Here is a 22,886-nt window from a genome sequence, read left to right as displayed (position 1 = left end):
CGGGTCTGCTTGTTGCTTCGAAACCCTTTTTTCCCGCCCGAAACGACAAGCCCGATGCGAAAACCCACCCTCTACCAAAGCCTGAAAGCCAAACGGCGCAGCCAGCAACTGGTCATCGGCGTGACCTGGTACACCCCGGAAAGCTGGGCCGCGGTCAAGGCAACGGCCACCGATCCGGAATGCTTCGAAGACAGCTTCGACAAATGGAAAACCATGGCCGTGGCGGCCCGCCGCAATTTCCAGCGCTCCGGCGTGATGGCCCTGGAATGCCAGATCGACCCCGCCGCCTTCGCCGCCTGGTGCGCCGCCAACCGGCAGGAGAACAACTCAACCGCGCGCGGCGAATACGTCTCCGAAGTCCTCAGCGCCGCCCACAACAAGGCGGACTGAAACGCGCCGGCTTGTCGCAAAGCAGACAAGCCGGCGCCCCCGGCAATCGCCGATTCCCCTTTCGCCACCACCTGTGGCAGGCTGACGCCAACATCCGCCAGAAAGGGAAACCATGTCCGCCATCCAGCGCATCGCCACCCGCGAAACCGAACTCGGCGCCGGCCTGAGCATCCGCCGCGCCCTGCCCACCCGCCATCGGCGCATGGTCGGCGCCTGGTGCTTCCTCGACCACATCGGCCCGATCGACTTCGCCCCGGACGCCGGCCTGCATGTCGGCGCCCACCCGCACATCGGCCTGCAAACCTTCACCTGGCCGGTGGCCGGCGAAATCCTGCACCGCGACAGCCTGGGCAACGAACAACTGATCCGCCCCGGCCAGGTCAACCTGATGACTGCCGGCCACGGCATCGCCCACACCGAAGACTCCCCGCAACCCGGCCAGCACCTGCACGCCGCCCAACTGTGGATCGCCCTGCCGCCCGAACAACGCGACTGCCCGCCCGACTTCGCCCACTACCCCGACCTGCCAACCTGGACCACCGACGGCGCCCAGTTCACGCTGCTCGCCGGCGATTACCAGAACAAGCGCGCCCCCACCCGCATCCACACCCCGCTGCTCGGCCTGGACATCGCCGCCACCGCCGACGCGACACTCGACCTGCCGCTGCAAACCGAATTCGAATACGGCCTGCTCCCCCTGCTCGGCCAAATCACCGCCGCCGGCGAAACCCTGGGCAGCGACGAATTCCTCTACCTCGAACCCGGCCGCGACCACCTGCAACTCAAGCTGCCCGCCGGCAGCAAAGTCCTGCTGCTCGGCGGCGAACCGTTCACGGCACCGCTCCAGATGTGGTGGAACTTCGTCGCTGGCGACCGCGCCAGCATCGCCGAAGCACAACGGCAGTGGGAAAACGGCAACCCGCGCTTCGGACCAGTCGGCGATGGCAGCGCACCGCGCCTGATGCCACCGACACTGCCGGCAGGCTGGGGCTGAACTCAGCGACAACAACATCCACTCGACATCAAATCGCCCGCTCGTTATGCTGACCGCCTGTGACAAATGATTTGCAACAGGCGCAACAGGGGACTAGGCGCGATGATGAGCAGCGTATACGGCAAACGACCGGAATATCAGGCAGACACGCCGCCTACCCTAGAAAAGTGCCGTATTTATGCGCCATCCATCCCCGGAGAAATGCGGGCCAATCCCGCTCGAAACCAGAGCAGCTCTCGTTCGACTAAAACATGTGGCACAGTGCCTTAGGGCACGCTAGAACCCTTTTCTCATATTCAACCAATGATTTTCGTAGCCACAAATCGGCAACATAGGGGAACCGAAGAATGGGGTTGAAGGGCGATTTCCATGAGGTTGCCAGAGTCTGGCGGCAGTCATCTTGGCAGATAAAGACATACTTGGCACTCTCGGCTTTCCTAGCTTCTGGCTCAATCGCCAGTTTGTCGGAAACTATATTTCGCTGGAAAGGCTTTGTTAGCGACGCTGTTTCCTTCTATCAGACGTACATCGCCGGCCAGCTTCAATGGTTGTTGGAGCGGTTGTTCGTTCATGTTCCAGACGGCCTTTCACACTTGCTCATACTGACGGCTATCTATCTGGGGGCCAACCTGCGGGTAGCTAAGTTTGCATTACCGAGTGCGGAAGCCCGATCGGTTGCACTGAATGCAATGACAAATTATGTTGGTGCAGCCATTGGAATTGCGGCTCTATTTCATTCCACGGCTCGAGAGTTAGAGGGTGACGGAGCTTTGGGCCTATTTCTCGGTAGTGCCTTTGCTACATCATTCGCATACTGGCGCGTTGGTGGTGCAGCCAGAATCCTCTGGTTCGTTAGCCTTTTGGCCCCATTCGTCATCGTTGGCTTAGCTGCGGCAGTAATGAGTGGCTTGGTTCGTACATCATGAGGCGAGAGAAGCCAACACCGGCTTAACTCAAGCCTCTATCGCCTCAATAGTGAAACCGCAACTGCGCAATCAACAGCGCATCCCCTTCCACCCGATAAACCATGCGGTGTTCATCGGTTATCCGCCGTGACCAGAACCCGGACAGCGCATGTTTCAGCGCTTCCGGCTTTCCCACCCCGGCAAAGGGGTCGCGCTGCGTTTCGCGGATCAGTTTATTGATCCGTTCGACCATGCGTCTGTCCTGCTTCTGCCAGTAGAGATAGTCCTCCCATGCCTCGTCGGCGAAGACCAGCTTCACGCGGCGAGTTCCCGTTCCGTGCCTTTGCCGGCATTCAGTTGCGCGGCAGCCGAGAGCAGTCGTTTGGCGTTGGCCGGGGTGCGCAGGAGGTAGGCGGTTTCCTCCAGCGCCTTGTAGTCTTCGAGCGACAGCATGACCACGGCTTGGTCGCCGTTTCGGGTGATGATCAGGGCTTCGTGGTCGTCACAAACGCGATCCATGGTGCTGGCGAGATTCGCGCGCAGCGTGGTGTAGGTCATTGCATCCATTTCAAGCCTCCGTACATGTACGTCTTAATGTACATATCTCACCACCTATTGTCCAGCCCCGCTTTACCCTCCTTAACACCAGCCCGCCGCCGCAGCGCTAGAATGCCGCCATCTGATCCTTTCCGGAGTCACCGTACCATGTCCGAACCGCTCTACCTGGCCAAGTCCGCCGACGATTTTCCCGCGCTGCTGCCGCAGATGACCAATCGCCACGGCCTGATCACCGGGGCGACCGGGACCGGCAAAACGGTGACGCTGCAAACGCTGGCCGAGCGCCTGTCTTACATCGGCGTGCCGGTGTTCATGGCTGACGTGAAGGGCGACCTGTCGGGCATGGGCGCGGCCGGTACGGTGTCGCCGAAGCTGCAGAAACGCATCGACGAGCTGGGCCTGGAGGGCTATGCCAATTACGCCAACACCGTGGCGTTCTGGGATGTGTTCGGCGAGAACGGCATTCCGGTGCGGGCGACCATTTCCGACATGGGGCCGCTGCTGCTGGCGCGCCTGCTCAACCTCAACGACACCCAGGCCGGCGTGCTGCAGCTGGTGTTCAAGATCGCCGACGACCAGGGCCTGCTGCTGCTCGATCTCAAGGATCTGCGGGCGATGGTCCAGTACGTGGGCGATAACGCAGCGCAGTTCAAGACCGAGTACGGCAACGTGTCGACGGCGTCGATCGGCGCCATCCAGCGCGGCCTGCTGACGCTGGAAGAGCAGGGCGGCGATGTCTTCTTCGGCGAGCCGATGCTCGACATCAACGACCTGATGCAGGTCGACAGCAACGGCCGCGGCGTCATCAACGTGCTCGCCGCCGAGAAGCTGATCCACGCCCCGGCGTTGTATTCGACCTTCCTGCTCTGGCTGCTGGCCGAATTGTTCGAGCAGTTGCCGGAAGCCGGCGACCTGGAGCAGCCCAAGCTGGTGTTCTTCTTCGACGAGGCGCACCTGCTGTTCGACGGTGCGCCGGCGGCGCTGGTGGACAAGGTCGAGCAGGTGGTGCGGCTGATCCGCTCGAAGGGCGTCGGCGTGTTTTTCGTGACCCAGAACCCGCTCGATGTCCCGGAAAAAATCCTCGGCCAGCTCGGCAACCGCGTCCAGCATGCGCTGCGCGCGTTCACGCCGCGCGACCAGAAGGCGGTGCAGTCGGCCGCGCAGACCATGCGCGCCAATCCGAAATTCAATGCCGCCGAAGTCATCACCGAACTTGGCGTCGGCGAGGCGCTGGTCTCCTTCCTCGACGAGAAGGGGCGGCCGAACATCGTCGAACGTGCGTTCATCTTCCCGCCGGCGTCGCGCCTCGGCCCGCTGACCGAAGCCGAACGGCGCGGCAACATCGAAGCCTCGCCGCTGCTCGCCACCTACGGCGAGACGGTCGATCGTGAGTCGGCCTACGAAATCCTGCGCGGCCAGCCAGCCGCCGCCAAGAAGACCGGCCTGGGCGCAATTCCGGCACCGGCCGCCCCCGGCGCACCGGCCCGACCGGCCAGCGCGCCGCGTCCGCAACCTGCCGCCGCCCCAGAACCGGCCCCGGCCGAAAGCGACGGCGGCCTGTTCGGCAGCCTGGGCAGCATCCTCGGCGGCACCACCGGACCGCGCGGCGGACGCCGCGAGGGCGTGATCGAAGCCGCCGCCAAGAGTGCGGCGCGCGGGGTTGCCGGGACGGTCGGCCGGGAAATCGGCCGGCAGATCCTGCGCGGCGTGCTCGGATCGATTCTCGGCGGGCGGCGCTGACCTCCGGCGATGAACGACCTGCCGCCGCTGCCGGGCTGAAGCGCGACGAGCCGACGCACGGACCGCAGCTTCTATGTCGTGGCGCCGCCGTCGGTCCAGGAAAGGCCGGCGGCGATGAATTTCATCCGCTGGCTGGTACGAGCAGCCCACGCCGATCCGGCGCCACGCTGACGCCGTCGCGCCCGGCGGCCTTGACCTCGTACAGCGCCGCGTCGGCGTGCGCGATCAGGCTGTCGGAGGTATCGCCGGGACCGGGCACGCCACACCACAGACCGACACTGAAGCGATAGGGCAGGCGTAGATCGCCGAAGGCCGCCGGCTGCGCGGCCACCGCGCCGCGCAGGCTGTCGATCACGGTCAGGGCGCCGTCGCGACCGGTATCGGGGAGCAGCACCAGGAATTCCTCGCCGCCGTAACGGCCGACTTCGTCGGACTGGCGCAGACGCTGGCGCAACAAGCCGGCTGCCTGCCGGAGCACGGCATCGCCGGCCAGATGGCCGTGGCTGTCGTTGATGCGCTTGAAATGGTCTATGTCGAGCAGCGCGATCGATAGCTGCGTGCCGACCCGGCGCGCGCGTTCGATTTCGCGCTCGCAGGCCTCGATGATCGCGCGGCGGTTGGCGATGCCGGTCAGCGCATCGCGCAGCGCCATCTCGCGCAATGCCGTTTCGGTCTTTTCCTTGGCCATCAGCACCAGACCGAGCGAGAACATCATCACGGTGACGGTGCCGATGCTGACCGACACCGTCTGCCGCAGATTGCTGACATCGTAGGGCAGTTCGGCGGCGGCGCCGGAGGCAATGGCGGCGACGCGCAGGAGCAGGCCGATCAGGCTGATGCCGCCGCCGAGCAGCAGCAACAGGTGGGCACGGCCGGCGTGGCGGGCGTAACGCCAGGTCCAGGCCATGATCAGCAGGCATTGCAGGATCAGCACCAGGCAGGCGGCGAACATGCGCGGTTCGCGGGTGTCGATCAACGCGGCCAGGGCCACGGCCATCAATACCGGCAACACGAAAATCCGGCTCCACGGCACCGGCTGCCCGTGGATGCGCAACAGGCTGGCGGCGTAGCAGGCCAGCGCCAGGGCCAGCAGCGTGTTGCCGACGCCGTAGGTCAGCCACAGCGGCGCCTGACCGTAGAGCGTGAAGCAGCAGTAGGCGAGGGCGTGCGCGAACAGGCCGGCGCCGCCTGCACGCATGCCGTCGCGTTTGTGCTCCTGGCCGACGAGGATCAGGCAGACGGCCATGATCAGCGCCACCAGCGCCACCGAAGCGAAGATCGTCGGAGTGTTGAAAATCATGGTGACAGGATAACCGTGTCGGCAGCAGAAAACGAGCCACCCCGGCGCGACACCAAGGGGCACACACCCTGCATCACGGCTACGGCTGCTTCGAGGGTCTGCACGCCTACGCCACGCCGACTGGCTGACGCCGGCCTGAGGCCTCAGCCGCCGCCCATCGTCGCCAGGTGGTCGAACAACGCGCGCGCGGCCGGACTGAGCGCGGCGCGTTCGCGGACGCACAGGTGGAGGTCGCGCGGTGCCCAGGCGTCGGCGATCTCCACCGTCTTCAGGCGTTCGGCGGCGGCGACCGACGAGCGCGGCACCATGCCGATGCCGACCCCGGCGGCAACCATGCGGCAGACGGCGGCGAAGCTGCGCACCTGGATGCGCACGTCGAGCCGGCCGCCGAGGCGTGCCGCATGGTTCATCATGAAGGTGTGGATGGCGCTGCCGGCGTGCAGGCAGACGAAGGCTTCGTTGAGCACGTCGGCAAAGGCGATTTCGCGCTGGCCGGCCAGCGGATGCTCGGCGGCGACGATCAGCACCAGGCGGTCGCGCCGGTAGGGCGTGACCGCCAGCCCGCCGAAATCGCCCTCGGCGGCAACGACGCCGATATCGACCTGGCCGGCGGCAACTGCGCCGACGATGGCCGGGCTCGGCTGTTCTTCCAGGCTGACGCGGATCTGCGGATGCTCGCGCAGGAAGTCGCCGAGGTCTTCGGGCAGGAAGCAGTTGATCGCGTTGGTGTTGGCGAACACGGTGACCTGGGCGTTCAGCCCGCTGGCGTAAGGGGCGAGGTCGGCGTGCATCTGTTCGAGCTGGGCGAATACCTGGCGGGCATGGCGCAGCAGCGATTCGCCGGCGACAGTCGGCGTCAGGCCGCGCGCATGGCGTTCGAAGAGGGCCACGCCGAGGCTGGCTTCGAGCTGGCTCAGGCGATGGCTGGCCGACGACGGAGCGAGGTGCACACGCTCGGCGGCACGGGTCAGGGCGCCGCTGTCGGCAATCGCGGCGACGAGCCGCAAGTCGGGAAGGTCGTAGTGCAAGGTTTCGTCCTGATCGAATGCTTGCTTGCGATAATACCAATTGCCAGCGGCAGCGCCAGGGCGTTCAATCACTGCCACGCCCCTGGTTACGGAAACTTCCTTGTTCGCTCGCCGCTTCTCCCTCACGCACGATGCCCGCATCACCCTGGCCCTGTCGCTGGCCGGCTTCGCCTGTTTCATGCTGCTTTACGGCACGCAACCACTGCTGCCGCAGCTGACTGCCGCCTTCGCCGTGACGCCGGGGCAGGCCAGCCTGAGCGTGACCGCCGGCACCGGTCTGGTGGCGCTGCTGCTGATTCCGCTGAGCCTGATCGCCGACCGTTACGGGCGCGAGCAACTGATCCGCGTCGGCCTGCTCGGCGCCGGGCTGTTCTCGCTGGCGTCGGCCTGGGCGCCGGATTTCTGGCTGCTGGTCCTGGCCCGGGCCGGGCTGGGCATTTGCGTTGCCGGCGTGCCGGCGGCGGCGATGGCCTACCTCGGCGAGGAATTGCCGGTGGGCGAGCGGGCGCGGGCCATGGGCCTGTACATCGGCGCCAATGCGCTCGGCGGCATGGCCGGCCGGCTGGTCGCCGCCACCGTCAGCGACTGGTGCGGCTCCTGGCATGTCGGCCTGAGCGCGGTCAGCCTGATCGGCCTGCTGGGGGCGCTGGTGTGCTGGCGCCTGCTGCTACCGGCGCGCAATTTCGAACCGCGTTCGCTGCAAATTGGCCCGCTATTCACCGACATTCGCCGCATTTACGCCGACCCCGGCCTGCCCTGGCTGTTCTGCACGGCTTTCGTCGGCATGGGAACGCTGGTCGGTCTCTACAACTTCCTGCCCTTCCTGCTCAGCCAGGCGCCGTACGACCTGTCGCCCAGCCTGATCGGCAGCGTTTTCCTGCTCTACGCGGTCGGCAGCTATTCGTCGGCCTGGGCCGGACGGCAGGTGGCGCGCCACGGCCGGCCGCGCATCATGCTGGCGATGGCGGTGCTGATGACCGCCGGCATCGCCATCACGCTGGCGCCGCCGCTGTGGCTGATCATCGCCGGCCTGGCGCTGTACACCTTCGGCTTCTTTGCCGTGCATACGGTCGCCAGCGCCTGGGTCGGCCATCGCGCCGGGGCGCGGCGCGGCTTTGTCTCGGCGCTTTACCTGTCGAGCTACTACCTCGGCGGCAGCGTGATCGGGTCGGCCACCGGCTGGGCCTGGAGCCATGCCGGCTGGCCCGGCGTGATCGCCGCCATGCTCGGCTGCGCGCTGGCCGTCTGCGGCCTCGCGCTGATCCTGCGGCGCCTGCCGGCCGACTGAAGGCGCCGACATGAATACCCTTTCCGGCGGGCTCGGCCTCGCCTTGATCGCGGCGCTCGGCTTTTCGCTGAAGGCGATTTTCATCAAGCTCGCCTATCCCTACGGCGTCGATGCGATCACCCTGCTGATGTTGCGCATGGCTTTCGCGCTGCCGGTCTTCCTGTGGGTCGGTCTGCGCCGCCAGCAGGACGGCGCGGCGCTGAGCGGCGGCGACTGGCTGCGCGTGATCGCCCTCGGCTGCCTCGGCTATTACGGTGCCAGCATCCTCGATTTCTGGGGTTTGCAGTACATTTCGGCCGGTCTGGAACGGCTGATCCTGTTCACCTACCCGACGCTGACCCTGCTCATCGGCGTGCTGTTCCAGGGCAAGGCCTTCACCCGCCGCGAGTTGCTGGCGCTGGTGCTGTGCTACACCGGCATCGGCGCCGCCTTCATCCACGACCTGGGCCTGGGCGATGCGCGCGACGTGCTGGTCGGCGGCGCGCTGGTGTTCGCTTCCAGCGTCGCTTATGCGATCTACCTGTCGGGCAGCGGGCCAATGATCGCCCGGCTCGGCGCGATGCGTTTTTCGGCGCTGGCGATGCTGGTGTCGACGGCCGTCACGTTGCTGCATTTCGGCTTGACCGAGCCGCTCGCCGCCATCGTCCAGCCGCTGCCGGTCTATGGCTGGAGCCTGGCGATGGCAGTGTTTTCGACGGTCATCCCGGTGTTCGCGCTCGGTGCGGCGATCCGCCGCCTGGGGCCGGAACGGACCTCGCTGTACGGCATGGTCGGGCCGATGCTGACCATCGGTTTCGGCTGGTGGCTGCTCGACGAACCGGTGTCGCTGGCGCAACTTGGCGGCGCCGTGCTGGTCGTCGCCGGCATTCTCGTGGTCAGCCGAAAGTAGCGCTCGCAGGTTAGAATCCTGCGCATGATCGGCATCTTCCTGATTACCCACGGCTGCTATGGCGAGACCCTCGTCCAGAATGCCTGCCACGTACTCAACCGGCGTCCGGCCGGCTTGGTGCAGCTTGGCGTTGCGCCGCAGGACGATCCGCTCGACCTGTTGCCCGTGGCCCGGGCGCTGTGCGCCTCGGTGGACAACGGTAACGGGGTGCTGTTGCTGACCGACCTGTACGGGGCGACGCCGGCCAATCTGGCGATGAAACTGCGCGAGCGCGGCCGTATTGCCGGGCTGACCGGGGTCAATCTGCCGATGCTGCTGTCGGCGCTGACGCACCGTGACAAGGACCTCAAAACCGTGCTGACCCATGCCCGCGATGCCGGCCGGAGCGGCATTCTCAACCTGCAGGACCACTGACCCATGCTCACCCGGGAAACCCAGATCATCAACAAGCTCGGCCTCCACGCCCGCGCCTCCGCCAAACTCACCCAACTCGCCGGCAAGTTCCAGTGCGAGGTATGGATGAGCAAGGGTAGCCGGCGGATCAACGCCAAGAGCATCATGGGCGTGATGATGCTGGCGGCCGGCAAGGGGTCGACGGTGACCATCGAGACCGACGGCAAGGACGAGAACGAAGCCATGGACGCCCTGCTGGCATTGATCGCCGACTATTTCGGCGAAGGAGAATAAGGCCCATGAGCTTTACCCTGCACGGACTGGGCGTTTCCGCCGGCATCGCCATCGGCAGGGCAATGCTGATGTCGCACGCGACGCTGGAAGTGTCGCACCTGACGCTGGCCCCGCGGCTGGTGGACAAGGAAATCGCCCGTTTCGATGCAGCCATCGCCGCGGTCAAGAGCGAGCTGCTGACGATGAAGGAAAATACCGAGCACGCCCCGGCGGAGCTCTCGGCCTTCATCGACATCCACACGATGTTCCTCGAGGACACCGAACTGGTCGAAAAACCGCGCGAGATCATCCGTGAACGCCGCTGCAACGCCGAATGGGCGCTGGTCCAGCAGATGGAACACCTGGTCGGGCAGTTCGAGCAGTTCGACGATCCCTACCTGCGCGAGCGCAAGTACGACGTGATCCAGGTCGTCGAACGGGTGATCAAGGAATTGCTCGGCCATCCGGGCAAGGCTTCGCTGAAGGCGGCCAAGCACACCAAGGAAGAATCGCTGATCGTCGTCGCCCACGACCTGTCGCCGGCCGACACCATCGCCTTCAAGGATCACCGCTTCGCGTCCTTCATCACCGATGTCGGCGGCGCCACCTCGCACACGGCGATCCTTGCCCGCAGCATGGCGATTCCAGCCGTGCTCGGCCTGGAGAACGGGCGCGCGCTGATCCGCGACGGCGAACAGTTGATCGTCGACGGCATGCGCGGCGTCGTCATCGTCAATCCCGACCCGCGCGTGCTCGAGGAATACCGGCTACGCATGGAGCAGATCGAGCTGGAGAAGAACCAGCTCAAGCGCCTGAAGACCTCGCGCACGGTCTCGCTCGACGGCATCGACATCGCCCTCCACGCCAACATCGAACTGCCGGGCGACGTTCCCGACGCGCTCGAAGGCGGCGCCGAAGGCATCGGCCTGTTCCGCACCGAATTCCTCTTCCTCAACCGCGGCGACATGCCCGACGAGCAGGAACAGTTCGAGGCCTACAAGAAGGTGGTCAAGGGCATGGCCGGGCGACCGGTGACCATCCGCACCTTCGACCTCGGCGCCGACAAGGACCTGCATCCGGAAGGCACGGCCGGTGACCGGGTCAAGACCAATCCGGCACTCGGTCGCCGGGCGATCCGCCTCTCCCTGTCCGAGCCGAAGATGTTCCAGACGCAGTTGCGCGCCATCCTGCGCGCCTCGCGCTACGGGCCGATCAAGCTGCTGATCCCGATGCTCGCTCACGCCCACGAGATCGACCAGACCCTGGCCGCCATCGAACAGGCCAAGTCCAGCCTGCGCGGCGAGAAGATCCCCTTCGACGAGAACACCCAGGTTGGCGGCATGATCGAGATTCCGGCGGCGGCGCTGGCGGTCGGCATCTTCCTGCGCCGGCTCGACTTCCTGTCGATCGGCACCAACGACCTGATCCAGTACACGCTGGCCATCGACCGCGCCGACGAGCAGGTCGCCAGCCTCTACGACCCGCTGCATCCGGCGGTGCTGATGCTGCTCGCGCACACCATCTCGAATGCCGAAAAGGCCGGCATCCCGGTCTCGGTTTGCGGCGAAACCGCCGGCGACCCGAAGCTGACCCGCCTGCTGCTCGGCATGGGACTGCGCATCTTCTCGATGCATCCGTCGCAGATCCTCAAGGTCAAGAACCGCATCCTCAAGAGCGACGTTTCGGAAATTGCCCCCAACGTGCGCAAGATGCTGCGCCTGGACGAACCGGCCAAACTGCGCGAAGCGCTGGAAAAGCTCAACGCTTCCTGACCCCGCCGGCACCGGGGTGCGACGATTTGTCACATTCCCGGAATAGGCACCATTGCCGACAATCCGCCCTTTCGTAATCAACACGAAGGGGTATTCATGGATCACCGCATCCGGCCGCTGGCGCTCGCCATGGCGTTCGCCTTTGCCATCCCCGCCCAGGCCCAGGATAGTGCAGCCATGGCGGAAATCGTCGTCAGCGCCGAGCGCGACCGGACCGCCGGCAGCACCACCCAGCTTGAAGGCGAAGCCCTGCGCCGCCAGGGTGCACGCAGCAGCGACGTTGCCGGCCTGCTGCAGGATGTCCCCGGGGTCAGTTTCTACGGCGCCGGTGCCGTCTCCAGCCTGCCGGCCATCCACGGCCTGGCCGACGACCGGCTGCGGATCAAGATCGACGGCATGGACCTGATCGCCAGCTGCCCCAACCACATGAACCCGGCACTGTCCTACCTCGATCCCAGCCAGGTCGGCACGCTCACCGTCTATGCCGGGATCAGCCCGGTCAGCCAGGGGGGCGACAGCATCGGTGGCAGCATCGTCGCCGAAACCCGCGCGCCGGAATTCGCCGCCCCCGGCGAACACCTGTTCAAGGGCGAAGTTGGCGCTTTTTACCGCAGCAATAACGATGCGCGCGGCGCCAACGCCAGCGCCACCGCTGCCACCGAAAACATCAGCCTGAGCTATACCGGCGCCTACAGCGAAGCCAGCAACTACAGCGCCGGCCGCAACTTCAAGAATTACACCGCCACCGGCCGCGCCGGCGAGCGGATGCCGCGCGACGAAGTCGGCTCGACCGCTTACCAGACCGGCAACCACACCCTCGGCCTGGCGGTGAAGAACGCCAATCACCTGTTCGAGGTGAAACTCGGCTATCAGGACATGCCGGAACAGCTTTACCCGAACCAGCGCATGGACCTGCTCGACAACGAACAGAAGCGCATCAACCTGCGCTGGCTGGGTGAATACAACTGGGGCAAGCTGGAAGCCCGGGCCTATCACGAGACCGTCGACCATTTCATGGATTTCGGCCGGGACAAGCGTTACTGGTACGGCGCAGCATCTGGCGGCGCCGCGGCAATCGACCCGGTGACCTGCGGGGCAATGAGCGCCACCTGCGCCCAGGGCATGCCGATGCACACCGAAAGCCGGACCACCGGCGCGAGTCTGAAAGCCGATGTCAAACTGAGCGACCAGGATCTGCTGCGTGTCGGGACCGAATTCCAGCGCTATCGCCTCGACGACTGGTGGCCGGCCTCCGGCAGCGGCATGTGGCCGGGCACCTTCGTGAACATCAACGACGGCGAGCGCGACCGCCAGGCCCTGTTCGGCGAATGGGAAAGCCGGGCCAGCGCCAGCTGGATGACACTGCTCGGCCTGCGCTATGAACGCGTGACCATGGACGCTGGCGATGTCGCCGGCTATAACCCGGCCGGCGGCGGCAACCAGGGCCGCGATGCCAACCTGTTCAACGCCCGCGACCGCTCGCGCAGCGACAACAACTGGGACCTGACCGCACTCGCTCGCTACACCGCGCACGCCGGTCTGGACATCGAATTCGGCTTCGCCCGCAAGACCCGTTCGCCCAGCCTGTACGAAGCCTACCCCTGGTCGACCTGGCAGATGGCTGCCCTGATGAACAATTTCGTCGGCGACGGCAATGGCTACGTCGGCAACCCCGACCTGAAGCCTGAGAAAGCGCACAAACTCTCGGCCACCTTCGACTGGCACGACGTCGAACGCAATCACGAACTCAAGCTGACGCCTTACTACACCCATGTCACCGACTACATCGACGCCGTGCAATGGGATGCCACTGCCAATGCCCCCCGGGCGGTCCCATTGCGCGATCAATTCACGGTGCTGCGCTACGCCAACCACTCGGCCCGCCTGTATGGCTTCGATCTTTCCGGCAAGATGCCGCTGGCCCAATCCAGCATCGGCGCACTCGGCCTGAACGGGATGCTCAGCTACACCCGCGGCAAGAACCGGAAGACCGGCAACGACCTGTACAACATCATGCCGCTCAACGCCAAACTGACGCTGACGCAGAAGACCGGCGCCTGGGACAACGCCCTGGAAGTCATCGGTGTGGCGAGCAAGAACAAGGTCTCGGATGCCCGCAACGAAATGAAGACGTCGGGCTACAGCCTGGTCAACCTGCGCTTCAGCCATGCCTGGAAGCAGGTCCGCTTCGATTTTGGCGTCGAGAACCTGTTCGACCGCTATTACGAAATGCCGCTGGGCGGGGCCTACCTGGGGCAAGGGACGACGATGTCGGCCTCTGCCAACAATGTACCGAACGGCGTCGTCCCGCTGTGGGGCACCCCGGTTCCGGGCATGGGCCGTTCGCTGTATGCCGGCATCAACGTCAAGTTCTGATCCGGCCGCCTGAAGGCAGCCCCGGTCGTCGGCGACCGGGGCTTTTTGCGTTTGCAGAGGAGGGAAAAATGGCTTTTTTCACGATCGATCGCAAAGCGGCAGAGCAGTCCGTCCGGCGGCGCCGACTGGCCTGCGGCGAACGCCTGCATCAGGCCGGCGAGGAAGGCCTGGCCTGGCGACTGCAACGCGGCGTGCTGCGCCTGGACAGCCAGCAGCCCGGCGGCGAACGCTTTGCCAGCCTGGCGATTGGCGGCGACATCGTCGGCTGCGAAACGCTGTTGTTCGGGGTGTATACCTTCTCGGCCAGCGCCCTGACCGATTGCGAACTGAGCCCCTGGCCCGAAGGCGAACAGGCACTGGCCGGCGAGTCGCTGCTCGCCTCGCTCGCCCGCGCCCAGCAGCGGGCCGCCGAGATCGTCGCCCTGCGCGGCGGTCAGGCGGTCGACCGGGTACTCGGCCTGGTCCGCCTGCTGGCCGGCCAGGACGGCGGCGTGGTGCTGCCGACGCGACAGGCCATCGCCGACATCACCGACCTGCGCTTCGAGACCATCTCGCGCATCGTCAAACAGCTTGAACGCAGCGGCATCCTGGTGCCGGAACGGATTGCCGGCGTCCACGCGACGCGCAGCTTCCGCTACGTGGCCGATCACTGAAAAAGGGAATCCGGAATTGACGACGGGGACCGAAGTCCCCGCCGGCTATCTTTGGTAACAAGGCGCTAGCGGCCCCGGCTATCCGTTTTTAGGCGGCAATAGCGAATTGCTCATCGTTGGCAATTATGGATTTGCTTCATTAACGTCGATCGCCTGACGAGTTGCCTGCGCACCTTTGCCCGCCCTGTCGAAACCAGTACACCCCCATCCAAACGCACTGCAGCCAATGCCCTTGGGTGGTGGGGTGGAATCCCGCACCAAACGACTATTGAAAGTACGCAATCGAAGCGCTGCGGGCTGCCGCGAACCAGTGCGAACTCCATCGAAAAGCCTGCCGGATTGTAGACCTGCAAGCGGGTTTTCTAGCTGGGCTGGTCGCCGGGAGCGGGCATCAAACCCGTCTGCGTTCCAGTGCCAGTTCAAATCCCAAACCCGGAATCGAACCCGCGTCCGCATGACGGTTCAGACCGAGGTTTCGTCGGCTGCGTCATTGTCGGCGGCGGGGTCGGTGAACCGTCGAATCGTCAGGGCACAGCGTTGTTCAATCAAGGTATTGATTTGCTCAACCACGGCATTGCCAGCAAAACGGTGTCCGGGGTCAAACTGGAGCTTGCGTGCCGTTTCGGGCAGTAGTTTTGTCAGGTCCAAATGCGCCGTTTGGCCTGCGTCAGTTTCCCGGCGGTCTCCAGCTGTACATACACCAAACGCCTCTGGTCATCCACCGCGTCGCAACTCCCTGACACCCCGGCCCAGCTTGCGGCGCAACAGGGCCCGCAGGGTCACCCCATCCGAGTACCCGACCTGCGCGGCGACCTGGTCGACGCTCGCGTTTCCGGTGCGCAAGAGATGGACGGCATGTTCCACGCGCAGGTCCTGGAAATACGACAGCGGTGTCTTACCCAAAACGCTTTGCAGCCGCCGCGCCAAGGTGCGCTCGCTTGTGCCCGCGGCGCTCGCCGCCTCGGCCAGCGAGAACCCCTTCGCGAGCCGACTTCTGGCCCAGCACTCGAAGCGCTCCACCATCGGGTCGGCATGCGCAAGGTGGTCGGGAATCACGAACTCGGCTTGCGAACTGCGTGCCTCGACCAGCAGATAGCGTGCCACCAGGGCCGCCAGCGCCGGACTGCGCCCGCGGATGATGCGCAAGGCCAAGTCGACGTGGGCCAAAGCGGCACCCGCGGTTGTGAAGCGTGTCGAGTTCACGATCATGCGTGACTCGTCCAGCGTGACGTTCGGATAGCGCTGCCGAAACATCGGCCCCAGCCACCATGACGTCGTCGCACGATGCCCATCAAGCAGGCCGCTCTCTGCAAGCAAGAAACTACCGGAGCAGGCGGCACCAAGGTGCGCGCCAGCGGCGGACCACTGCTGCAGCACGGCGACCGCATCGGGCACGTCGGGGCGTGTGAGCCGAGCCGAGAGCGTGTCAGGCATCTTGTCACCAAACGCGGGCACGAGCACGACGTCTGGTTCCGGCACACCACGCGCAGTGACCACGGGGACCGTCAAGCCTTGCGCAGTTCGGATGCGACGCCGCACGCCCACCAGCGTGAGCTCTGTGTGCGCGGGAGCCTGTGGCAGCGAGCCCGACATCGCATTGGCCAAGCCCACTGTGTCGGTGAGCGCCGCAAGCCCCAGATCAAACACGCCATCACAAACAAGGATGTGGAGTTTCATGGCAACAATGATATCAATGTTGTCATTATTGTCTATAGAGATGGCTGTGATGAAGACTTAGACTGCAGGCTCGTCGATCCATTCATCTAACCCAGTTACCCAAAGGATTACAGTATGACCAAGCTCGCCCTGTTTGTTCGCCTCGAAGCCAAACCCGGCCAGGAGGCTGCGCTTGCCGACTTCCTGGCCAGCGCACTGCCGCTCGCCAACGCCGAGTCCGGCACCACTGCCTGGTTCGCATTGAAGTTTGGCCCTTCGACGTTCGGTGTGTTCGATGCCTTTGCCGATGAGGCAGGTCGCCAAGCACATCTGAACGGCCAGATCGCCGCGGCCTTGATGGCCAACGCCGCGACCTTGCTCAGTTCTCCGCCCAATATCGAGAAGGTCGAACTGCTTGCAGCCAAACTGCCTGCATGACAACCCGGCCTTGACCCAATCAGGTCACGCTGCAGGATGGGGGGCACGCGGCCCTACGCAGCGTCCCCCCCTCGATTGCACTTGCCCAGGGAGCTACCTTCCACAGCGATTGGGGGGCAATATTGCAGCCAGAACTACCAAGCTGCGTCAGCAAGCAGGGGCAACATCAGGGCTAGCTGAGATGTTCCGATTCGTCGGGTAGTTATCGAGAAGTACCGATTGTTTGCAACGTGTCGGTACCGAGAGCCGTCTGGGTGAGCCAGATTTCCGGCTCATTGGAAGTCCGCAGTCCGCAAGCGCGGACTGATCAAGCGGGTTGTTCAAAATCAACAGCTTACCGTGAGGCCGTGCGGACCATTTCGAACTCCTGCGGGTTCCTGCGAACAGGATCGAACAGTTGCGGAGTTTCGGTGGGGTGGAACCCTGCGCCAAACCTATGTAACTCAGCGCCTTACGACCGCTGCGAACTCCTGCGGAAAGGTGCGGAATCCAGCCCCATCTGCCGTCGATCCTAACAGTTCTGTCCCGGCCGGGTCACCAACCGAGCGCATCAGGCAGGACGCCAGTTCGATTCCCGTTTGAGGAATTGAACCCGCGTCCGCCAGGCGTCTACGCTGGCCCGAGCGCGGGCGACCGGAGCGGGTCACGCTACGCGAACCACGGGAGGATGTTCAAGGCGCTGATGAGCGCACATGTCCCGGGTTGGCGCACGATCGAGCAACGCCAGATAGGCGATGCAGATGGCGCATCCGTTCAGCGGCACTCTCGCAAACCGAACGGTCATGCCAGATGACGATGCAATAAAAAAAGGATCTGCTGCAATGCGTTTCATCGCCGGCCCGCTCAACAAACAACTGCTCCAGAACCTGCTGGGCGAGGTGATTGAATCCTGCACGCGCGTTCGCGCGGCCGTCGCCTACGCCAGCCGCGACAACATGAAGTTGTTCGAGGCCTGTGCGCAGCACCTCAAGCCCCTGGAGTTCTTTGGCCGCTACGACCACACCGTGGCTGTCGATCCCGCCGTTTTGAAGTGGTTTCTGGATAAGGCCAGTCCTAATTTCGACTGCAAGCTCGTGCCCGACATCCTGCACGCAAAGATCATCTGGTGGGTGGATGCCGGTGCCTACATCGGATCTGCCAACCTGTCTGATCGGGCCTGGATATCGAACATCGAAGCGGGCACCTTTCTGCCCCACGACGAACTCGTCGAAACGGGCATGGAGCGTGAGCTGCTGCGCTTCTTTGAGAAGGTGGATGATCGTGCCCGACCTCTGACCAAGGAAATCTACCAAGAGCAGCTGCGCTTGGCGGACAAGCGGTCTGAGTTGTCGAAGCGCGAATATGGACTTGAGCAGCAGTTCGACAAGGATCGCTTGCTGCCGAAGAACCACGGGCTGGTGTTTGTCGACACGAAGCGATCGTCTGAGAAGCGCTTCCAGAAGTTCGAGCAGGACTGGAACGACACGCTGCAGGTGATGCGATCCATCGCGTCCAGGGTTGCGGCACCGGGTGCCAAGCCCGCCTGGATCGATGCGTCTGTGGCTCCCGGCGTTCAAGCGGATCAGTTCCTGCACGCCTATTACTACAAGCAGGTCAAGGATGGAAACCGCCACCCCTACGAGGAGTTCTTCGACAGGAACTCGAAGAACCCGGAGCTGGCGCTGCGCGACGCGCTGGAGTGGTGGCATGACGCCGACTTCGACCACTCGTTTGAAGAACGCACCATTTACGAGTGGTCGCCCCGGCTGCGTGAGCTGCTGGCACGCGATCGCATTCTCAAACTGACCGAGCAGGAGTTCGTGGACGCCGTTTCCAGGGTGCACGCGATCCGAGACCACGCCATCAAGCAGGAAAACGAGCACTTGGGCTTGCCTGACCGACCGCAGGCCGGCGACGACAAGGTGGAAAAGTTCGGCGAGTGGCTCTGGCGGCAGCGATCCCGCGAAGGGCGGACGGTGCTTGAGCTGTTGAACTACGTCGTCTGGGGCAACGGCAGTGTTTCGGCCCGGCTCTGGAACGCGATCCGAAGCGACGACTGGGCAATTCCGCACATTGGTCTGAGCAGCCTTGGGGAAATCGTCGGCTGGGCGCGCCCAGACGAGTTTCCGCCAAGGAACATGCGGACGAGCAAGGGGCTGCGGGCGCTCGGTTACAACGTGAGGATCGGTGTTTGATCTGCGGCCGTGGGCGGCGCCCGCAAGGTCCCGATCAACCCACCGTCCCCTGCGCCGGACCGGCCCGCCCTGGCATACCGTCCTTGAAGATTTGAGTCACATCAATCGGCCAGCAGGTCGCTGGATGTTGACTCTTGACTTTCGGCATGTTAGGCGCAATATCTTGCAAAGTCTTGCAAGAATTTCCTCAGGCGAGGCCGCGTTACGACGGAACTTGTGGGGGTGGTATGACAGCGCGCCAGCAGGCGATCTTCACACTCGACGAGTTGGCTACCTACTTAAAGGTCGGCAAGCGGACGCTCTACCGGCTCGCCGCGCACGGGGAAATTCCGGCCTTCAAGGTGGGCGGGACATGGCGGTTTCGTCAAAGTGAAATCGATCAATGGATCAATGATCAGATCCAAGCAGGCAGAAAGAAGGAGGTGATACGCACAGATGAGCAGCCGAAGTCAGCGAAACATCCCGTGTTGCCTGGGCGCGCTATCCATAGCCGCAGGCAAACGGATTGAGTGAGTCTTCAATTGATTTCTGGAGGTATGACATGGACATTGATTTCAAGAAATTGGCTCCCTGGAACTGGTTCAAAAAGGAGCAGGAAGAACAACAGAGCACTGCCTCGCTGCCGGTGCAGCGCAATGACCTGCCGGTGGCGGGTGGGCCCGTCAGTCCCATCCTGCAATTGCATCGCGAGATCGATCGCCTGTTCGACGACGCGTTTCGAGGCTTCGGTTTCCCGACGCTGGCCATGCCACGCTGGCCGTCGGAGTGGCCGGGCCTGCTGAAACCGGCGCTGGACATCCAGGAGACCGACAAGCAGTACAAGATCGCCCTGGAAGTGCCCGGCGTCGAGGAAAAAGACATCCAGATCACGCTCGACAATGACGTGCTGCTGGTGCGCGGTGAAAAGCGTCAGGAGCAGGAAACGAAAGACGGCGGTTTCCACCGGGTGGAGCGCTCCTACGGCAGCTTTCAGCGCGCTCTGAACCTGCCGGCCGATGCCAACCAGGACACGATCAAGGCCGCTTTCAAGAACGGCGTGCTCACGATCACGATGGAAAAGCGCGAGGCCAGTACGCCCAAGCAGGGGCGCTCGATCCCGATCAACGGCTGACGCGGGGCAGCGCGTTTTTCTCAAAAACCACAAAGAGATGAGGCACCGTGATCGGCGGTGCCTCGTCAGATCAATCTTTACAGGAGCATCAGCATGGCCAGAAAACAATGCCAAGTCTGCGGCCAGCCCGCCACGGTGCGGGTGGAAGCCAATCTCAATGGTCGCCACAGCACCATGCTGTTGTGTGACGATCACTATCGCCAACTGGTGCGCCAGCAAAAGCGCACCGTCTCACCGCTGGAAGCCTTGTTCGGCTCGCGCAGCGGGCTGTTCGAAGACTTCCTTGGCAGCGACTTCTTCCGCATCGGTGACGACGCACCGTCCATGGCGGCCGATACCGACGAGGTCGTCGATGCCTCGTTCGGCGAACCCGCCCCGGCCGGTACGGGCACCGCGCGCCGTCGCGGCAGTGGGCTCGCCAGCCGTATCAGCGAACAGTCCGAGGCCCTATTGCAGGAGGCCGCCCGACACGCTGCAGAGTTCGGGCGCGCCGAAGTCGATACCGAACACCTGCTGCTGGCGCTATCCGACAGCGACGTGGTCAAGACCATCCTGGGGCAGTTCAAGATCAAGGTCGATGACCTTAAGCGCCAGATCGAATCCGAAGCCAAGCGCGGCGATAAGCCGTTCGAGGGCGAGATCGGCGTGTCGCCCCGGGTCAAGGACGCGCTCAGCCGTGCTTTCGTGGCCTCCAACGAACTCGGCCACTCTTATGTCGGGCCGGAGCATTTCCTGATCGGGCTCGCCGAGGAAGGCGAAGGTTTGGCGGCCAACCTGCTGCGCCGTTACGGCCTCACGCCGCAAGCGCTGCGCCAGCAGGTAAGCAAGGTGGTCGGCAAAGGGGCCGAGGATGGCCGCGCCGAGACGCCGACCAACACGCCGGAACTTGACAAGTATTCGCGCGACCTCACCAAGATGGCGCGCGAGGGCAAGCTCGATCCGGTCATCGGCCGCGCGCAGGAGATCGAGACGACCATCGAAGTGCTGGCCCGGCGCAAGAAGAACAACCCGGTGCTGATCGGCGAGCCCGGCGTCGGCAAGACCGCCATCGTCGAAGGGTTGGCGCAGCGCATGGTGGCCGGCGAAGTGCCTGAGACGCTGCGCGACAAGCGCCTGGTGGAACTCAACATCAATGCCATGGTGGCCGGCGCCAAGTACCGCGGCGAGTTCGAGGAGCGCGTGCAGAAGGTGCTCAAGGAAGTGACCGAGCACCAGGGGGAGCTGATTCTCTTCATCGACGAGGTGCACACCATCGTCGGTGCAGGCCAGGGTGGCGGCGAAGGCGGGCTGGACGTGGCCAACGTGTTCAAGCCGATGATGGCGCGCGGCGAACTGAACCTGATCGGCGCCACCACGCTCAACGAGTATCAGAAGTACATCGAAAAGGATGCCGCGCTGGAGCGTCGCTTCCAGCCGGTGATGGTGCCCGAGCCGACGGTAGCGCAGACCATGATGATTTTGCGCGGCCTGCGCGACACCTTCGAGGCGCACCACAAGGTCAGCATCACCGAGGATGCGATCATCGCCGCCGCCGAGTTGTCGGACCGCTACATCACCGCGCGCTTTTTGCCTGACAAGGCCATCGACCTGCTCGACCAGGCGGCCGCACGCGTGAAGCTGTCGGCCACGGCCCGCCCGGTGGCGGTGCAAGAGCTGGAGTCCGAACTGCACCAGCTGCGGCGTGAGCAGGACTATGTGGCCTCGCGCAAGCAGTACGACAAGGCCGCCGAGCTGGGCAAGCGCATCGAGGCCAAGGAGACTGAACTCAAGAAGCTCGTCGAGGAATGGGAACGCGAGCGCGCCTCGGGCAGCGCCGAAGTCAAGGCCGAGCATGTCGCGCAGATCGTCTCGCGCCTGACCGGCATTCCGGTCAACGAGCTGACGGTGGAAGAACGCGAGAAGCTGCTGCATCTGGAGCAGCGGCTGCACGAGCGCCTGGTGGGCCAGGACGAAGCAGTACGTGCCGTGGCCGATGCCGTGCGGCTGTCGCGCGCGGGCCTGCGCGAAGGCAGCAAGCCAGTGGCCACCTTCCTGTTCCTCGGGCCGACGGGTGTGGGCAAGACCGAACTCGCCAAGGCACTGGCCGAGTCCATCTATGGCGATGAGGGCGCGCTGCTGCGCATCGACATGTCCGAGTACGGTGAACGCCATACCGTGGCACGCCTGGTGGGCGCGCCTCCGGGTTATGTGGGCTATGACGAGGGCGGCCAGCTCACCGAGAAGGTGCGTCGCAAACCCTACAGCGTGTTGTTGCTCGATGAGATCGAAAAAGCGCACCCCGACGTCTACAACATCCTGCTGCAGGTATTCGACGACGGGCGGCTCACCGACGGCAAGGGCCGGGTGGTGGATTTCACCAATACCATCATCATCGCCACCTCGAACTTGGGCTCGGACATCATCCAGCGTCGGCTGAAGGCCCGTGGCGCCGCCGGCGAGGAATACGAGAAGACCAAGTCCGAGGTGATGGACGTGCTGCGCGGACACTTCCGCCCCGAGTTCCTCAACCGCATCGACGAGATCATCGTCTTCCATGCGCTGGGCAAGGAGGAGATCCGCCATATCGTCGGCCTGCAGCTCGATCGTGTGGCCCGCAACGCCGCCAGCCAGGGCGTGACGTTGACCTTCGACCAGACCTTGATCGACCACTTCGCGGAGGAAGGCTACAAGCCCGAGTTCGGCGCGCGTGAGCTCAAGCGGCTGATCCGCAGCGAGCTGGAGACGGCACTGGCGCGCGAGATGCTGGGTGGCGGTATCGGCAAGGCCGATCACGCCAGCGCTCGCTGGGACGACAAGGCCGAACGGGTGGTCTTCGAGCGCCAGGAGCCACCCGCGAAGCCGGCAGAGCCTGAGAAGCCCGATGCCGCGAACGCGGCCGAGACGCCGCCGAGCGACGCGAGCAAGCCTGCGCGCAAGAAGAAGTCAGCGGGTGGCGAATCTTGAGCGAT

The 22,886-nt window shown here is 64.4% G+C and carries 22 protein-coding genes and 1 other RNA gene; 16 read left to right on the top strand and 7 right to left on the bottom strand.

The window, feature by feature from the left end:
• The first annotated feature begins 54 nt into the window (after positions 1 to 54).
• The 3 genes from Q0799_RS03740 to Q0799_RS03730 all read left to right on the top strand — a co-directional run bounded on the left by Q0799_RS03740 (position 55) and on the right by Q0799_RS03730 (position 2,310).
• Positions 55 to 390, top strand: coding sequence for a hypothetical protein (locus Q0799_RS03740; protein WP_298394389.1), 336 nt, complete (start codon positions 55 to 57; stop codon positions 388 to 390).
• Positions 391 to 502: 112 nt separating this feature from the next.
• Positions 503 to 1,384 carry a pirin family protein gene (locus Q0799_RS03735; protein ID WP_298394387.1) on the top strand — a complete coding sequence of 294 codons (882 nt, stop codon included), beginning with the start codon at positions 503 to 505 and terminating at the stop codon, positions 1,382 to 1,384.
• A 353-nt stretch (positions 1,385 to 1,737) separates the two neighbouring features.
• Entirely contained in the window at positions 1,738 to 2,310 is a 573-nt protein-coding gene (locus tag Q0799_RS03730; protein WP_298394384.1) for a hypothetical protein, read from the top strand.
• Positions 2,311 to 2,353: 43 nt separating this feature from the next.
• On the opposite strand, the gene Q0799_RS03725 is transcribed toward Q0799_RS03730, so the two are convergent.
• Positions 2,354 to 2,608: a Txe/YoeB family addiction module toxin gene (locus Q0799_RS03725; protein ID WP_028993780.1), complete on the bottom strand. Its 255-nt coding sequence runs from the start codon at positions 2,606 to 2,608 to the stop codon at positions 2,354 to 2,356.
• Positions 2,605 to 2,856: a type II toxin-antitoxin system Phd/YefM family antitoxin gene (locus Q0799_RS03720; RefSeq protein WP_028993781.1), complete on the bottom strand. Its 252-nt coding sequence runs from the start codon at positions 2,854 to 2,856 to the stop codon at positions 2,605 to 2,607. Before Q0799_RS03720 ends, Q0799_RS03725 begins: the two co-directional genes overlap by 4 nt.
• A 138-nt stretch (positions 2,857 to 2,994) precedes the next feature.
• On the opposite strand from Q0799_RS03720, the gene Q0799_RS03715 reads away from it, so the two are divergent.
• Complete coding sequence (locus Q0799_RS03715; RefSeq protein ID WP_298394381.1) at positions 2,995 to 4,587, top strand: helicase HerA-like domain-containing protein; 1,593 nt, start codon at positions 2,995 to 2,997, stop codon at positions 4,585 to 4,587.
• 121 nt (positions 4,588 to 4,708) lie between these two features.
• Here the strand turns inward: Q0799_RS03715 and Q0799_RS03710 are convergent, their stop codons facing one another.
• Complete coding sequence (locus Q0799_RS03710; RefSeq protein WP_298394379.1) at positions 4,709 to 5,887, bottom strand: GGDEF domain-containing protein; 1,179 nt, start codon at positions 5,885 to 5,887, stop codon at positions 4,709 to 4,711.
• 143 nt (positions 5,888 to 6,030) lie between these two features.
• Complete coding sequence (locus tag Q0799_RS03705) at positions 6,031 to 6,915, bottom strand: LysR family transcriptional regulator (RefSeq protein WP_298394377.1); 885 nt, start codon at positions 6,913 to 6,915, stop codon at positions 6,031 to 6,033.
• A gap of 100 nt (positions 6,916 to 7,015) precedes the next feature.
• Here Q0799_RS03705 and Q0799_RS03700 point away from each other — a divergent pair, with 100 nt between their 5' ends.
• The 7 genes from Q0799_RS03700 to Q0799_RS03670 all read left to right on the top strand — a co-directional run bounded on the left by Q0799_RS03700 (position 7,016) and on the right by Q0799_RS03670 (position 14,559).
• Positions 7,016 to 8,203, top strand: coding sequence for an MFS transporter (locus Q0799_RS03700; RefSeq protein ID WP_298394375.1), 1,188 nt, complete (start codon positions 7,016 to 7,018; stop codon positions 8,201 to 8,203).
• 10 nt (positions 8,204 to 8,213) lie between these two features.
• Positions 8,214 to 9,092, top strand: coding sequence for a DMT family transporter (locus Q0799_RS03695; protein ID WP_298394373.1), 879 nt, complete (start codon positions 8,214 to 8,216; stop codon positions 9,090 to 9,092).
• Between the two features lie 24 nt (positions 9,093 to 9,116).
• A complete protein-coding gene (locus Q0799_RS03690; RefSeq protein WP_298394371.1) occupies positions 9,117 to 9,506 on the top strand; it encodes a PTS fructose transporter subunit IIA in 390 nt (129 codons plus the stop codon).
• 3 nt (positions 9,507 to 9,509) lie between these two features.
• Positions 9,510 to 9,779: an HPr family phosphocarrier protein gene (locus Q0799_RS03685; protein ID WP_298394369.1), complete on the top strand. Its 270-nt coding sequence runs from the start codon at positions 9,510 to 9,512 to the stop codon at positions 9,777 to 9,779.
• A gap of 5 nt (positions 9,780 to 9,784) precedes the next feature.
• Positions 9,785 to 11,530: a phosphoenolpyruvate--protein phosphotransferase gene (gene ptsP / locus Q0799_RS03680; protein ID WP_298394367.1), complete on the top strand. Its 1,746-nt coding sequence runs from the start codon at positions 9,785 to 9,787 to the stop codon at positions 11,528 to 11,530.
• Between the two features lie 96 nt (positions 11,531 to 11,626).
• Positions 11,627 to 13,906, top strand: coding sequence for a TonB-dependent receptor (locus Q0799_RS03675; protein ID WP_298394365.1), 2,280 nt, complete (start codon positions 11,627 to 11,629; stop codon positions 13,904 to 13,906).
• 68 nt (positions 13,907 to 13,974) lie between these two features.
• Positions 13,975 to 14,559, top strand: a complete 585-nt coding sequence (locus Q0799_RS03670) for a Crp/Fnr family transcriptional regulator (protein WP_298394364.1) — start codon at positions 13,975 to 13,977, stop codon at positions 14,557 to 14,559.
• A 17-nt stretch (positions 14,560 to 14,576) separates the two neighbouring features.
• On the opposite strand, the gene ssrA is transcribed toward Q0799_RS03670, so the two are convergent.
• The 3 genes from ssrA to Q0799_RS03655 all read right to left on the bottom strand — a co-directional run bounded on the left by ssrA (position 14,577) and on the right by Q0799_RS03655 (position 16,236).
• Positions 14,577 to 14,879: a transfer-messenger RNA gene (ssrA, locus tag Q0799_RS03665) on the bottom strand.
• Between the two features lie 142 nt (positions 14,880 to 15,021).
• Complete coding sequence (locus tag Q0799_RS03660) at positions 15,022 to 15,207, bottom strand: hypothetical protein (protein ID WP_298394362.1); 186 nt, start codon at positions 15,205 to 15,207, stop codon at positions 15,022 to 15,024.
• A gap of 66 nt (positions 15,208 to 15,273) precedes the next feature.
• Entirely contained in the window at positions 15,274 to 16,236 is a 963-nt protein-coding gene (locus tag Q0799_RS03655) for a helix-turn-helix domain-containing protein (protein WP_298394361.1), read from the bottom strand.
• Positions 16,237 to 16,350: 114 nt separating this feature from the next.
• On the opposite strand from Q0799_RS03655, the gene Q0799_RS03650 reads away from it, so the two are divergent.
• The 5 genes from Q0799_RS03650 to clpK all read left to right on the top strand — a co-directional run bounded on the left by Q0799_RS03650 (position 16,351) and on the right by clpK (position 22,881).
• The gene (locus tag Q0799_RS03650) at positions 16,351 to 16,653 is read left to right on the top strand and encodes a putative quinol monooxygenase (RefSeq protein ID WP_007182542.1); all 303 of its coding nucleotides are present in this window, start codon (positions 16,351 to 16,353) and stop codon (positions 16,651 to 16,653) included.
• A 1,901-nt stretch (positions 16,654 to 18,554) separates the two neighbouring features.
• The gene (locus tag Q0799_RS03645; RefSeq protein ID WP_201764134.1) at positions 18,555 to 18,827 is read left to right on the top strand and encodes a hypothetical protein; all 273 of its coding nucleotides are present in this window, start codon (positions 18,555 to 18,557) and stop codon (positions 18,825 to 18,827) included.
• A 227-nt stretch (positions 18,828 to 19,054) separates the two neighbouring features.
• Positions 19,055 to 19,336: a helix-turn-helix domain-containing protein gene (locus tag Q0799_RS03640; protein ID WP_024973322.1), complete on the top strand. Its 282-nt coding sequence runs from the start codon at positions 19,055 to 19,057 to the stop codon at positions 19,334 to 19,336.
• Between the two features lie 32 nt (positions 19,337 to 19,368).
• The gene (locus Q0799_RS03635; RefSeq protein WP_008906266.1) at positions 19,369 to 19,938 is read left to right on the top strand and encodes an Hsp20/alpha crystallin family protein; all 570 of its coding nucleotides are present in this window, start codon (positions 19,369 to 19,371) and stop codon (positions 19,936 to 19,938) included.
• A gap of 93 nt (positions 19,939 to 20,031) precedes the next feature.
• Complete coding sequence (gene clpK, locus Q0799_RS03630; RefSeq protein ID WP_066613710.1) at positions 20,032 to 22,881, top strand: heat shock survival AAA family ATPase ClpK; 2,850 nt, start codon at positions 20,032 to 20,034, stop codon at positions 22,879 to 22,881.
• Positions 22,882 to 22,886: the final 5 nt, after the last annotated feature.

The organism is uncultured Azonexus sp., assembly GCF_937982035.1.
In the GTDB taxonomy this organism is placed as follows: Bacteria; Pseudomonadota; Gammaproteobacteria; order Burkholderiales; family Rhodocyclaceae; genus Azonexus.
This window is presented reverse-complemented; position numbering and strand designations above follow the sequence as displayed.